The sequence below is a fragment of the Alicyclobacillus sacchari genome, assembly GCF_004366795.1.
Classification (GTDB): domain Bacteria; phylum Bacillota; class Bacilli; order Alicyclobacillales; family Alicyclobacillaceae; genus Alicyclobacillus; species Alicyclobacillus sacchari.
This window is the reverse complement of the sequence record NZ_SORF01000003.1, coordinates 209617-222979: the sequence shown is the minus strand read 5'-3', so window position 1 is coordinate 222979 and position 13363 is coordinate 209617. Positions and strand designations below refer to the sequence as shown.

At 55.9% G+C, this 13363-nt stretch carries 10 protein-coding genes; 4 read left to right on the top strand and 6 right to left on the bottom strand.

Annotation, left to right across the window (positions count from 1 at the left end; translation table 11 throughout):
- Positions 1 to 16 precede the first annotated feature (16 nt).
- From C7445_RS04755 to C7445_RS04745, 3 genes are read left to right on the top strand one after another with little or no spacing between them, the layout of a single operon-like run.
- Positions 17 to 1042 (top strand): LacI family DNA-binding transcriptional regulator, encoded by a 1026-nt coding sequence (locus C7445_RS04755; protein ID WP_134158885.1) that lies wholly within the window; start codon positions 17 to 19, stop codon positions 1040 to 1042.
- Between the two features lie 12 nt (positions 1043 to 1054).
- Positions 1055 to 2776, top strand: a complete 1722-nt coding sequence (locus tag C7445_RS04750) for a glycoside hydrolase family 13 protein (RefSeq protein WP_134158884.1) — start codon at positions 1055 to 1057, stop codon at positions 2774 to 2776.
- Between the two features lie 51 nt (positions 2777 to 2827).
- Positions 2828 to 5167, top strand: coding sequence for a glycoside hydrolase family 31 protein (locus C7445_RS04745; protein ID WP_134158883.1), 2340 nt, complete (start codon positions 2828 to 2830; stop codon positions 5165 to 5167).
- A 68-nt stretch (positions 5168 to 5235) separates the two neighbouring features.
- Here C7445_RS04745 and C7445_RS04740 read toward each other — a convergent pair whose 3' ends face one another.
- Positions 5236 to 8985 (bottom strand): glycoside hydrolase family 13 protein, encoded by a 3750-nt coding sequence (locus C7445_RS04740; RefSeq protein WP_243834948.1) that lies wholly within the window; start codon positions 8983 to 8985, stop codon positions 5236 to 5238.
- A gap of 235 nt (positions 8986 to 9220) precedes the next feature.
- On the opposite strand from C7445_RS04740, the gene C7445_RS14525 reads away from it, so the two are divergent.
- Positions 9221 to 9391: a hypothetical protein gene (locus C7445_RS14525; RefSeq protein WP_166668999.1), complete on the top strand. Its 171-nt coding sequence runs from the start codon at positions 9221 to 9223 to the stop codon at positions 9389 to 9391.
- A 3-nt stretch (positions 9392 to 9394) separates the two neighbouring features.
- Here C7445_RS14525 and C7445_RS04735 read toward each other — a convergent pair whose 3' ends face one another.
- The 5 genes from C7445_RS04735 to C7445_RS04720 form a co-directional block, all read right to left on the bottom strand.
- Positions 9395 to 10528: a GGDEF domain-containing protein gene (locus C7445_RS04735; protein ID WP_134158882.1), complete on the bottom strand. Its 1134-nt coding sequence runs from the start codon at positions 10526 to 10528 to the stop codon at positions 9395 to 9397.
- A gap of 89 nt (positions 10529 to 10617) precedes the next feature.
- Positions 10618 to 11622, bottom strand: a complete 1005-nt coding sequence (locus tag C7445_RS04730) for an asparaginase (protein WP_243834947.1) — start codon at positions 11620 to 11622, stop codon at positions 10618 to 10620.
- Between the two features lie 86 nt (positions 11623 to 11708).
- Positions 11709 to 11846, bottom strand: a complete 138-nt coding sequence (locus C7445_RS14520; RefSeq protein WP_166668998.1) for a hypothetical protein — start codon at positions 11844 to 11846, stop codon at positions 11709 to 11711.
- Positions 11847 to 11935: 89 nt separating this feature from the next.
- Complete coding sequence (locus C7445_RS04725; RefSeq protein ID WP_134158881.1) at positions 11936 to 12694, bottom strand: amino acid ABC transporter ATP-binding protein; 759 nt, start codon at positions 12692 to 12694, stop codon at positions 11936 to 11938.
- The gene (locus tag C7445_RS04720; RefSeq protein WP_134158880.1) at positions 12694 to 13347 is read right to left on the bottom strand and encodes an amino acid ABC transporter permease; all 654 of its coding nucleotides are present in this window, start codon (positions 13345 to 13347) and stop codon (positions 12694 to 12696) included. Before C7445_RS04720 ends, C7445_RS04725 begins: the two co-directional genes overlap by 1 nt.
- Positions 13348 to 13363 lie beyond the last annotated feature (16 nt).

Sequence of the window (13363 nt, the reverse complement as noted above, 5' to 3'; positions counted from 1 at the left end):
AGAGGGGATCATCGCCATGGCCACCATCAAAGATGTTGCACGCTTGGCCAATGTTTCACCATCGACTGTATCGCGGGTGCTCTCCAATTCGTCACGGATTTCGGAAGAGACGAAACGGCGTGTGCGCGAGGCCCTCGAACAACTCGATTACCACCCAAACGTGTTTGCACGCGGCTTGGTGACCAACAGCACGGGCGCGATCGGGATTCTCATCCCACCCTCGATGAACCAGTTTTTCGTCAACCCGTTCTTTGCCGAATGGATGAGCGGTGTTTCAGAGGTAGCGCGCGAGCACGGCGTTGATACGGTGCTTTCGACATCTGCGCGGGACGAGGAGGAGGTCGTTGACCGCATGGTGCGCGGCCGGCGTGTCGACGGACTGTTGCTCTTGGGTACGCGCCCGGGCGATCCGGTGTTGCGTCGGGTTTCGGATCAAAAATTCCCAGCTGTGCTGCTCGGTCGGCCTGCTGACCCCGTGCCTGTGAGCTGGGTGAACAATGACAATGTGCAGGCGGCACACTGCGCCACCAAGCATTTGATCGATCTCGGGCACCGACGCATTGGTTTTCTTGGTGGGGCATCTGAAATGGTTGTCACGATCGATCGCGTCACGGGATACCGCAACGCGTTGTTGGAAGCGGGGATTGAACCGGATCCGAGACTTGAAGTATCGAGCTTTTTTCTCGAACAGGGCGGCTATCTTGGCATGATGCGACTACTCGCGATGTCGGATCGGCCGACGGCTGTGCTCGCCTCCGACGATGTGCTCGCATTCGGCGGCATGCGTGCCGCAGCCGAGCTTGGCTTCCGCATGCCTGACGAGTTGGCGATTGTCGGATTCAACGACATTCGTCTGGCGGAGTTGGCCAATCCTGCATTGACGAGCGTCCGTGTCAACATGCACGAACTTGGCGTGCGCTGCGCCGAGTTGTTGTTAAAACAGATTGAGACCGGGAGCCCGGCTTACAATTCTGAAATTGTGGACTTTGAGTTGGTCATTCGCTATTCCTGCGGCGCTCACGCCGCGGCTCGCAACGGGTAAGGAGATGACCCGATGGACATTTGTTTGCAACACGAATCGAATCCTCCCTTCGCGTATGCGCTTGAGCAGAAGGCTGTTCGCCTGATTGTCAAAGTGCTTCGGCCTGGTTCGGTTCGCCAAATCAGAGTGCACTACGGAGACAAGTATGAGACATCCTATACCGATGTGCTGATCATGCAATGGGCGGGACGAGGAGTACATTTCGACTATTTCGTCGCAGATGTGCGTGTGCCGACGCGGCGTTTGAAATATGCATTCGAGGTTACGGCGGAAGATGAGGCATCACACTGGTTCGGTGAGATGGGGTGGGCGCGCGACCTGAGCGAGGCGGTGCCCTTTTATATTCCGTACATTTGCCCGCGCGATGTCTTCACCGTGCCGGAATGGGTAGATCAGGCGGTTGCATATCAAATCTTTCCGGAGCGATTTGCGAATGGCAATCCGTGCATCACGCCGGAAGGTGCGTGTGACTGGTACGACTCGCCCACGCCCACCAGCATCCATGGCGGGGATTTGGCAGGTATCCGGCAACGGCTTGACTACCTGCAAGACCTGGGGATCAATCTCATCTACCTGACGCCCATTTTTCGAGCGGGATCGAACCATAAATACGACACGACGGACTACTTCGAAATCGACCCGCAGTTTGGAACCAAGGACGATTTGCGGGGCTTGGTTGCGGACGCGCACGACCGCGGTATACGCGTTGTGCTGGATGCAGTATTCAATCACTGCGGCTATTTCTTCCGGCCGTTTCAAGATGCCATTCGCCATGGCCGGCAGTCTCGTTATTGGCACTGGTTTTTTATCGAGGGTGACGAGATTGACACGGAAACGGTGAATTATGAAACGTTTGCGACCAAACTGCGCTACATGCCAAAGCTCAACCTCGCCCATCCAGAGGTCGAACGCTACATGTTGACGGTGGCCGAGTACTGGCTGAGCGAATGTGACATTGACGGCTGGCGTTTGGATGTCGCGAACGAGATCGATCACGTCTTCTGGCGAAAGTTCCGCGAAACGGTGAAGCGCGCGAAGCCAGATGCTTTGATCATTGGCGAAGTATGGCATAACAGCTTGCCTTGGTTGCAGGGAGATCAGTTCGACGGTGTCATGAATTATCCACTGCGCGAATGCATCCTCGACCTGCTTGTCCGTGGCAGGCTGTCCACGGCCGAGTTTGCAGAACGCGTGACAGATTGGCAGTTCGCTTATCCTGCACAGGCACAGCGTTCGATGTTCAATTTGCTAGGGAGTCACGACACCGAGCGGATACGAACCATGGCGGGCGGGATGGTCGCGCCAGTGGTGCAGGCGATGGCGTTGCTGATGACGGTGCCGGGCATCCCCATGCTTTATTATGGCGACGAGATCGGCATGGAAGGCGGGGCAGATCCCCTGTGCCGCGGCGGTATGATGTGGGAGGATGAAGGCCGGGACAAGGATCTGCTTGCCATCGTCAAGCGATTGATCGCGATTCGAACCACGGAACCGGCTTTGGCGGGGGGACTCATGATGGTTGAGCGCGCTGAACCAGGGTTGCTGCGCTATGTCCGCGAAGGGCAGGCCGGAGAGCGCATATGGGTTCAGTTGGCGACGCCAGATCATCCTGATGCTAGGATCCCGGATGGTGCGGATATTCTCTTTGCTGAACAAACGAAACCATATGTCGCGCAAACCGAGGACGCTTCGGCGTTCAGCGGGGGTTGTACGATGGTGGTTTGGAAAATATAGGGTCATGACGATGGTTTCACGCGGAGTGAAAGCTAGAGACGAGGTGCAGACATGCAGACAAGCGAATCGATCAAACCGGATCGAGTGAAACAACAGGTATTTAGGGAGCGAGCGCTTGCACCTTTGGATGATTGGCAGGTACATGCCTGGGGTGTCACTGTGACTTTGGGGCATCGCAGAGTGGCACTGCAGGCGCTCGGACAAGACATATTGCGTTTGGTACTGTGTGATGAACATGGAGATGTCCCGCTTTCCACCGTCGGGGTTTTACCGGACGCCATACAGCCCGAAGGGGAAGTCAGGGTGGCGGCCGAGGAAACGGGGCGGACAGTCACGTTGCGCTTGGGGACATGGAAGGTCAAGATTGACCGCGACACCGGTACACTCGATGCGACAGATGGAGCTGGCCGGGTGATTGCGGCGGGCATGCAGTTGTTCTCGCCGGCCGCGGGGGGCGTCGGCGCCGTATTCGAGGCGGCGCCGGCCACTCGCTTTTATGGGCTGGGAGAGGAGCCGGGGGGACTCGACAAACGGCACGAAGCCTACACCATGTGGAATTCGGACGTGTACGCTCCGCATGTCCCAGAAATGGAGACCTTGTATGTTTCCATCCCGTTCGTCATCCGCTTCGACGAGGGAGGGGCATCGGGTCTGTTCCTCGACAATCCAGGGAAGACCAAGTTTGATTTTCGGACGCGGTTTCCCGCTTACGAGGTGTCGGCCGCCACAGGTGGGTTTGATTGCTATCTCATTGCAGGTCCGACGCTCAAAGACGTGATTTCGGCATACACGCGTTTGACAGGCCGGATGCCGATGCCACCGCGCTGGGCCTTGGGCTACCATCAGTCTCGATATAGTTACGAGACTCAGGAAGAAGTGCTGGCGTTGGCCCGCACCTTTCAAGACAAGGACATTCCGCTTGACGCCATTTACCTCGACATTCACTACATGGACGGCTACCGGGTGTTTACGTTTGATCGAAATCGGTTTCCGTGTCCGCAGCAGATGTGCGATGAACTTCGGGACATGGGCGTACGTGTCGTGACGATTGTCGATCCGGGTGTCAAGCAAGACCCGGAATATCGGGTGTATCGCGACGGAATTGCCAACGACGTGTTTTGCAAATCGGTCGAAGGCGACCTGTTTATCGGTGATGTTTGGCCGGGGGCCAGCGCGTTTCCCGACTTTACGGACGATCGCGTCGGCCGGTGGTGGGCAGATCAACACGATTTCTATTTGCAACAAGGCATTCGGGGCATCTGGAACGACATGAATGAGCCAGCGGTCTTCAACGAGACCAAAACGATGGATGTGGGGGTGCTGCATCGCAACAACGGCCACCCGCGCACGCATCGGGAATTGCACAATCTGTACGGCATGTTGATGTCCAAAGCGACGTATGAAGGCCTTGCCGAGAAGCTCGGCGGTGAGCGCCCCTTCATTCTCACGCGTGCGGGATACAGCGGCGTACAGCGGTATGCGGCAGTCTGGACCGGGGACAATCGCAGCTTCTGGGAGCATATGGCGATGGCGATCCCGATGGTTCTCAACATGGGTTTGTCCGGTATCGCGTTTGGCGGACCGGACGTTGGTGGATTCGCGCATCATGCGACCGGCGAATTGTTGGCCAGGTGGACCCAAATGGGAGCGTTCTTCCCGTTTTTCCGCAATCACAGCGCGATGGAGACCTTGCGGCAAGAACCCTGGTCGTTTGGCGAGGAAATCGAGCATATCGTGCGCAAGTACATTCGCTTGCGCTATCGCTTCATGCCGTATCTATACACGTTATTTCGCGAAGCAAGCGAGACGGGCCTACCCATCATGCGGCCCTTGGCGCTCGAATATCCTGACGATCCTGTGACCCACAATCTTGACGATCAGTTTCTCGTCGGCCGCGATATCCTCGTCGCACCTGTTTGCCGTCCGGACGTTCGCTGTCGCGCCGTGTATCTGCCGTTCGGAACTTGGAACAACTACTGGACAGGTGAACAGCTTGAAGGTGGCCGGCACGTATTGGTCGATGCTCCGCTTGCCACATTGCCGCTTTTTGTGCGGGCAGGGGCCATCCTTCCGGTCGATCTCGGCGAGACCAATCGCCCCGGTCAACTGGCGTTCGAGGTCTACGAAGGGACCGCGGGCGAAGTCGGGGAAGGGCGTCTATATGAGGACGACGGCCTGACATTTGAGTATCGCGACGGGCACTATCGGGATCGCAAGCTCACGGCGGAGTTTCACCACGACCATGTGCGCGTAAAAGCGGCCGTGATCCATGACGGTTGGGGGCATGCGAACGCAGAATATCTCATTCGCGTGCACAGGCGCGTTGGTTCCGTCACAGAGGCCGTCGCCCGGGGCTTATCGTTCGAGGTCAGGGTGAACGAACCGGACTAATTTGGGCAAACTGACGACAAGGCGTACGCGGCCAGCCAGCGGCTGCGTACGCCTTGCTTTTTGTGAATCTACCGTTGTGTTTTGGCTGTTGCCTGCGTTGCAATGACGATCGGAGCGGTCACTGCCTGGCTGTCGTCATTTTGTGCTGCGACACGCACCGTGATCGATTGGTTTCCCGGCACAACAGGCAACTTCAGGTTCACATCGCCATGTGCGGATGCGTCAGCGACGGCCTGGTACGAACCATCTGGTTGTTGCACATAAACGACGTATTGTGTTGCGTTCGGCACCTGTGTGATGTGCAAATTCACCGTATCGCGATGAACGTTTGCTTGGACTTGGGGCGAAGTTACGGATGCCGCTGGCACCGTGACGGCGTTTTCCTCTTGGCCGATCGCAAGACCGACGCCTGGCGCGACGGCTGGTAAGGCGACAACCGCATAGTCCACAGCGGTTGCGCCCTGGGTAATCGGTGCAGACAGTGTGTTCACGGAGAGTGGCGGACCAGCTGGTACCCATGGGCCATCGCCTTCCCGCCGCAGCAACATGTACCGTGTCGCCCCAGGGGTCGGCGTCCACGCAATGGACGTTTGCCCGTCGTTCGTCTGCAAGTATGCAACAGGATTCGCTCCGGGCGTGACCAGGATAGCACCTTCGTATGGTGCCAACGTCATCTGCACGGATCCGTTTTGCACGGTATACCATTGGTTGTTCAGTTCGTCCAGAAGCTTCGTCCCATCGGCGATCACGCCCGCAACCGGGAGACTCACCGTTTGTGCTTGATTCTGGTTATTTAGCGCGACAATCGCCGACGCGTCAGCTGCCGGCTGACCAAATACATCCTTGCTGTCGCGGATGGTGCGTGCAAATGCATACACCTCGCCCTGCGCGTACACCGGCGTAAAAGTCCCGGTTTGCAGAACCGGATTCGCGGTGCGAATGGCTCCGAGCAAGCGATAGTGGTTAAGCAGAGTCTCATTTTCATGACCCCAAGGGTACGTGTCACGTGACAACGGATCGCTATAACCCGACACGCCGGCTTCGTCGCCATACCAGATGGTCGGATCGCCTGGGAAGCCAAACTGAAGATCGGATACCAGCTCCATGCGATGGATGCCAAGTTGTTGGTCATCTGGCGTTGGTTTGTACGTCGCTTGTTGCAAGGCACTCATCGAGCCTGGTTCAGGTGCATCTTCCAGCACAGTCAGAATGCGCATCGTGTCCTGCGAGTCGACCAAGTTCATCATGGCGTAGAACGATTGCAAGGGATACTCGCTGTACAGCCGCATGAGTTCCTGGTTGAAACCAGTCGCATCGACCGCGTGATGCTGGACCGATCCATCGTTATACGTTCCGCGGAAAAAGTCGATCACGGCATTGCGGAATTGGTAGTTCATCACGCTGTCGAAGGTCGATCCGGTCAGCCAGTCCGTACCATTATCGTTGGTTGCGTTACTCCATATTTCCCCAACGATTGCGGCATTCGGATCGATTGCTTTGACAGCGTTGCGAAAGTTGCTCCACCATGTCACGTTATAGTTGCTGTTATCTGCCGAATCGAGGCGCCATCCATCGGCCCCCAAGGCCAACCAATGTTTCGCGACCGCGTCTTGGCCGCCGTAGATAAACTGCTGGAATGACGGATTGTTTGTATCGGTCTGCGGCAATGTGTCGTTGTTCCACCAACCGTTGTACGGGTTTGTGGTATTTCCTGTCCATTCGTACCAACTGTAGTACGGAGAGCGATTAGGTTGGTTCTGCACATACGCTTGCCAGGCCCCGAGGTTGCCCATGTTTCCAAACTTGTTGAAGTAAACGCTGTCCGATCCGGTGTCTTCAAACACGCCATCCAACAGAATATGAAACCCGTCCGCATGTGCGGCCTTGGCTAAATTGAGCCAGTCCTGCGCAGTGCCAAACCCAGGATCGATCTTCATATAGTCGGCCGTGTCGTACTTGTGGTTGGACTCGGCTTCAAACACAGGCATGAGATAAAGCGTATTGACACCAAGGCTTTTCAGATAATCAAGCTTATCCTCAATTCCCTTCAAATCCCCGCCAAAAAAGTCGATGTTCCACTGGCCGTTACCACGCAAAGCTTGGATGGCCGGATTTGCGGAGGCCGGAATATTGGGATCGTAAGGTTGACTGTTCCAATCCTGGTGGAATTGAATAGGCCCCAGCGTTTCTTGACCGGTAGCATCCGTGTAAATGCCCTTCTGTGTCTTCGGATTTTCGTCGTTCGCGATGTCGCCGTTATAGAACCGATCTGGCATGATTTCGTAGATGACCGCGTGTTTCAACCAGTCCGGTGTCGTAAACCCTTGGTTATAGACAGACAACTGGTAACTCGGCCCGTTGGAAGAAAAGCTGGGTTGGCCAGCACCCTCGAGTTGGTTTCCATTGTCGTCGTAATACACCGTTTGCCCACTTGCAAGCTGTCCTTCAAACTGGTACCACATGGTCCCGGCCACGTTCATGTCCGAGGCGGGGATGGTGACTGTCCACCAACTGTACTGTGACGCGTCCGTTACCCCGGTGGCTTGTTCGATATCGGCAGCAGACATGGTGAGTGGCTCCATCGGCAAATCAAGCTCTGCCCCGTTCCCATTGGCACCCCATAGCCGAAGTGTGGCCGATTTGAGATCCACAGGTGCACGCAGGCGCAGTGTCACGGGAGTTCCGGTTGCCACCGCACCAAATGGGTTGCGATAAAAGGAATTGTACGAATCATGATAAAAGCTTTGCATCCAGGCTGGTTCGGGGCCGACCAACAGTGGAGTCTGTCTATCGAGAGAGACATTTGTCACGCCATCGGCGTCTTTCGCGGTCGTATCGAGATCGACCGTATAGAGCCCGTTTGCCAAGTCTTTTGGTACTGAGAAATCGACACTTGACCAGCTTGCGTTCCATCCTGTTGTGGTCGCAACAACATTGCCGTTTTGGTCGAGGAAGCTGACGGTGGTTTGGCTTTGGCCGCTGCCGGAAAAATCGCCGACCGGATCAGAAGCCGTTAGTGTGTCTCCGGGGCTTGCGTCAGATGTGGAAAGCGTTACAGCGCCAACGGGAAGAGGGAAGTTCTGATTTGTATCGTCACTTGTGTGCAAGCCATCTCCGGAGAGACAAGCGAAGTTATCGCCGTCATACAGGTCAAATCGGTAGTACACGGTGCCGCCATTTGACGCTGGTACAGTCGCTGACCACAACTGGTAGGGTCCAAATGTGGATGCAGGTGTCATTTCGACGTCGAACGACTTGCTCTGTGCGGTATCGTAGGCCTTTAAGACAACTTTCGTCAGATTGCCGCTGTAGGCGCGAAGACGAATCGTGACATCCTGACCAGGGCTTGGGCTGGGGATAGAAACATAGGACGAGGAATCATCCGTGTAGATACCATCCCATTGAATGGTGGTCGCGTTTGTATACGGCTCAACGGTGAGTGGTGCCGACGCGCTGACGTCACCAGCGGCGACCGTCAAGGTGTAGGTGCCCGCGCCTAAGCCATTGTCCCCCATGGGCAATTCGACATGCAGAGTCGAGCCGTCCGCGACAGCGGTATCCGTCGTAAGATTAAGTATCGATCCGCTACCGTCTGTCAGTGTGACGTTTGGAGTGGATGCTGTGATATCCATCCCGTTGACGGCAACGGTGAGCGTATCGCTCGGGGCGCCTGCCCGGACGTCGTTTCCTGACGTAATTTCGATAGATGGTGTCGAACCGTTTGCACTCGCAAGCACTGGCTTTACGGTGCCGGCTGCTGGCCATGCAGCGGAAAGGACAATGAGCGTTGCTATGGTCGTTTTCTTGATTTGTCCCACGAAAATCCCCCTTTGCCTTGTTCATCACAAGCATCGTCTCGGCTGCGCAACGAGGTGCTTATAGCATATTCGCTATGCAATCGTTTGCACAATCGGGCGACACTTATGAAGACTGTCACAGATTAAGATAGCATAGAGATGAAAGTGCTTACAACCGTATTGTTTTATGCGTATGATGAGGAAAGGTATGGCGTGGAAAAGGTTTGTAAGCAGCTAGGACTAAGGAGGGCGAAACATGAGGATATGCGTTGGAGATACCGTCAAACACCCTGATCGTCAAGTATCCGGTCAAATTGTCGGCATTATGACAAATCCGGCCTGTCTGCTTCGAACATTGGTGATTGAATGGGACTCTGGTGAGACCGAGGAATGGAGCGAGATAGAATTTGGCCCGCTGCAGGATTGAGCGTCACATTCTCGCGATGGTGCGGTTCTTCCCCGATTTTTTCGCTTGATAAAGACATTCATCAGCACGCTGGAACAGGGACTGAGCGTCTTCGCCGGGCACGTAGGTGCTCAGTCCGATGCTGACGGTTGCGCGTTGGGAGTCCAACTCGGCATGACCAATATCCGCGATATGCTGGCGGATTTTTTCCATATGGGCGACCGCTTCGTCATGGCTCATCTCGGGGATGATGAGGGCAAATTCTTCGCCGCCATAACGTGCAAGGAAATCCGCGGCGGCTAGATGTTGTTCGATGGCCCGCGCGGTGCGACGCAGAATTTCGTCTCCAACCAGATGGCCATGGCGATCGTTTACCTGCTTGAAATTATCAATGTCGATCACGGCCAAGTGCAGTGGGGTGTCGGTCTCTGCACTAATGCGCAATGCAAATTCCAGATACTCGTTAAACGATTTGCGATTGTATAGGCCCGTCAAGGCATCCGTTTTGGCATCCTTTTCGGAGACGATTTGGCGGACCAGAAGTTCTGTCTCCAAGCGGCCGCGCTTGCGAAGCTCGTCCCAGATTTCCGCACCGCGCGCAATAATGCCTTGGCAGACTATGGTTTCGCCGATAAGTGCCACGATGAACGTAATCAAGTCGTACGGGGTTGTTCCCGACTCGAGGCCGTGAAAGGGATTGAGGAAGTAGAGAACGCATTCTGCAATGATGGAAAGCCCGCCTGCGAACCATACCTTTTTCGGGCTAAGGAAAAGTACAGAAGCTAAAATAGGGAGTAACAGAATGGACTCAATGGCATGGAGTCTCGGATTGAAGTAAATGGAAATTCCAGCGAGCAGGACTCCTGTGACAATCAGCAGATTTTGCCGTCCGCGTCGCAGGCGAAACAAGATCCATTCAATACAGCATTCGACGATGGTGAGCAACACCAGCGGATATAACAGGTGCGATTGCAGGTAGGAAAGAAAGCTCGAGCGTGCAATCAGCCAGGTGACGGGCAGGGTGCTTGCTCCCGCCAGGGCATATAACCCAATGAACATGCGATACCCAACCGCGATTTTGCGTTCCCAGCGACGCATTTGCTGATCGTCCCGATCCACTACCACGGCAATCACCACCAAAGCAACGATGTTCGACACCCATCGACAAATTCCTGCTTATCTTGGAAGAGCGAGTTAACCGCCTGCAGCTGGGGCGAATGAGCACAGTGCTGCAGGCATCTCACCCATCACGCGCGTTTCAGATCAAAGTCCGCAATGATCTCACCGACTTGGATACCTTGTGTATTGCGCACCGCAGGTCTCTCGTACGGCTCGAGCTCGGCCCGCTCCGTCGGCGCGAGGGCGTCCAAGGAGAGCAGCACGCGGAGCGCGATGGGCGGGATCGCACGGCTACTGCCGTCGAGAACCTTGATAACCACAGACGTGCGATTCTCTGTATCCACCATCATGAGAAATCCCTCGGCACCACCTTTGGCCACGATGCGCCCCGATGTCGCCCGCATTAAGTCGGTATCAAACCGTTCCTTCGTCCCGCCGACCAGTTCCGGATGAAGCCCCATGGCTTTGAGGATTTCGCGCATCGCAGGTGTGTGTGCACCGTCGTCGCGGACAAACTTCGCGAAGGCGAGCCCCCACGCAGTCAGCGGCATGGCATGCACAGGAACGCCGCAGCCGTCGACGCCGACGACGATCTCATCTCGCGGAACTTCGGCGAGATCGGCGAGCGTTGTCAGGATACTTTGCTGCAGAGGATGTGCAACGTTGGCGTAGGTCGCCGGATCAGAGCCAGTTGCCGCGCAGTATGCGAGCATGCCGGCATGTTTACCCGAGCAGTTGCTGTGTATGGCAGTCAATTCTCCGCCTTTGCGGACAATCTCCTCGTAGATCTCGCGGCTGTGCGGCGGATGAGGACCGCAGACGAGCAGAGAAGCATCGAGGCCGATCCGCTCAAGGATGGATTGCACTCGATCCGTATGGATATGCTCACTGCTGTGTGAAGCACAGAACAAGGCGAGATCGGCCAAATCCAGGCCGTAGCGGGCAAGTGCACCTGTTTCGACGGTCGGGATTGCCTGAATGGGCTTGCATGAACTGCGGGCAAAGGTCATGAAATCGACGTGGCCGGCGTGCGCCAAACGACGGCCGTCGGCGTGTGTGACGACGACGGCACCGTCGTGCCAACTTTCGTCGATGGCACCGCGGGTAACGCGAACGAGGTGGGACATGTTCATCACGCTTCCTCTCTATATAGAGCGCAAAGTGAAGATGTGATGAGTGTACCACAAGGAGAGGTGCAAAGAGGCAGAGCCCTTGGGGACTATGCCTCTTCCTCCTCGCAAGGACGTTCGGCAGCGGCTGCGAGGTTACCCGCCGCCTGGGTGTCTGACGGAAGCTCACGCGCCTGTATGCGCTGTATCGTTTGCTCAATGACGAATTTTGGGGTATCCTCGTCCATCTGCAAAACCTCCTTTTTCTGTAAGGGATACCCCAGAAGGCGAAGAAATATGAGCATGGGTTGTAGAAGTTCATAAAAAGTTCGGCCCGTCACATGTGTGCGGGCCGAGCGACGTTTTGCAGAAATTGTTGAGTGCGCGGCGATTGTGGCCGATCGAACAAGGCCTCTGGCGGGCCCTCTTCGACGATTTTTCCGTCTGCCATAAAGATGACCCGGTCAGCCACGTGGCGGGCGAACGCCATTTCGTGTGTAACGAGAAGCATCGTCATGCCTTCGCTGGCCAAACCTTGAATGACCTGCAAGACCTCGCCGACCAGTTCGGGATCGAGCGCCGACGTCGGTTCGTCGAGCAACATCACGGCCGGCTCCATCGCGAGGGCCCGCGCGATCGCGACGCGTTGTTGCTGGCCCCCTGACAGTTTCGACGGGTAAGCATTTGCCTTGTCCCGCAACCCCACCTTCTCGAGCAGCATGTAAGCTCTGTCCATGGCTTGTCGACGGTCCATTTTCTTGACCGTCAGCGGGCCTTCCATCACGTTTTGCAAGGCCGTGAGATGTGGAAACAGATGGAATCGTTGAAACACCATGCCGAGATGCTCGCGCTGCTTGGCAAGTTCTCGGCGGTTGCGGCTAAGCGGCTGTCCGGCCACCTCGATGGTGCCGCTCGTCGGTGTCTCAAGTCCATTAAAGCAGCGCAGCAGTGTCGATTTGCCGGAGCCGCTGGGACCAATAATGGCGACCACTTCGCCTTTCTCTACGGCGATATCAATGCCGTCAAGCACGACGAGCTGGCCGAACGACTTGCTCACAGCGCGGCCGCGCAAGACCACCGATTCGTCCATGGGCATTACCCACGCACCTCCAGCCAGCGTTCGAGTTTTCCTGAGAAGAAGACGATGATACTGGTCATGGCCAAGTAGAATAGGGCGGCTGTGATATAACTTTGCATGGGCATAAAGGTGGAGGAGCTCACCGTTTGGCCGATGCGCATCAACTCAGTCATCGAAATGGTCGATACGAGTGACGAATCTTTCAGCAGCGCCACGAATTCATTGACAATGGGAGGAAGCAAGCGGCGATAAGCTTGTGGAAAGATAATGCGCCGCATGGCTTGACCATAACGCATGCCGAGCGATTCGGCAGCCTCCATTTGCCCGGGATCGATGGACTGGATGCCAGCTCGGATAATTTCCGCCACGTAGCCGGCAGAATTCAATCCCAGAGCGATGATGGCCGAAAGGAATGGCGTCAATTGGAGGCCGACCTGTGGCAGGCCGTAGTATACGATGAACAATTGCACCAATAGCGGCGTACCGCGAACAACCCAGGTGTATAAACGCGCAAACCAACGAAACGGCCAGATGTGCGACAAATTCATCAACGAAACGAGGACGCCGAGAATCAGACCGATGATCAGGCCACAGAGGGTCAGCTCGACCGTGACAAGAGCACCCTGGGCGAATGTTCCTGCGTATTTCGATAAAAATTGAAAGAAGTTCATACTACACTCCTTCAGC

Excerpts from the sequence above, each read along its gene's own strand:
- C7445_RS04755 (WP_134158885.1), top strand. The coding sequence starts at position 17 with ATGGCCACCATCAAAGATGTTGCACGCTTGGCCAATGTTTCACCATCG.
- C7445_RS04750 (WP_134158884.1), top strand. The coding sequence starts at position 1,055 with ATGGACATTTGTTTGCAACACGAATCGAATCCTCCCTTCGCGTATGCG.
- C7445_RS04745 (WP_134158883.1), top strand. The coding sequence starts at position 2,828 with ATGCAGACAAGCGAATCGATCAAACCGGATCGAGTGAAACAACAGGTA.
- C7445_RS14525 (WP_166668999.1), top strand. The coding sequence starts at position 9,221 with ATGAGGATATGCGTTGGAGATACCGTCAAACACCCTGATCGTCAAGTA.
- C7445_RS04730 (WP_243834947.1), bottom strand. The coding sequence starts at position 11,622 with ATGAACATGTCCCACCTCGTTCGCGTTACCCGCGGTGCCATCGACGAA.
- C7445_RS14520 (WP_166668998.1), bottom strand. The coding sequence starts at position 11,846 with ATGGACGAGGATACCCCAAAATTCGTCATTGAGCAAACGATACAGCGC.
- C7445_RS04725 (WP_134158881.1), bottom strand. The coding sequence starts at position 12,694 with ATGCCCATGGACGAATCGGTGGTCTTGCGCGGCCGCGCTGTGAGCAAG.
- C7445_RS04720 (WP_134158880.1), bottom strand. The coding sequence starts at position 13,347 with ATGAACTTCTTTCAATTTTTATCGAAATACGCAGGAACATTCGCCCAG.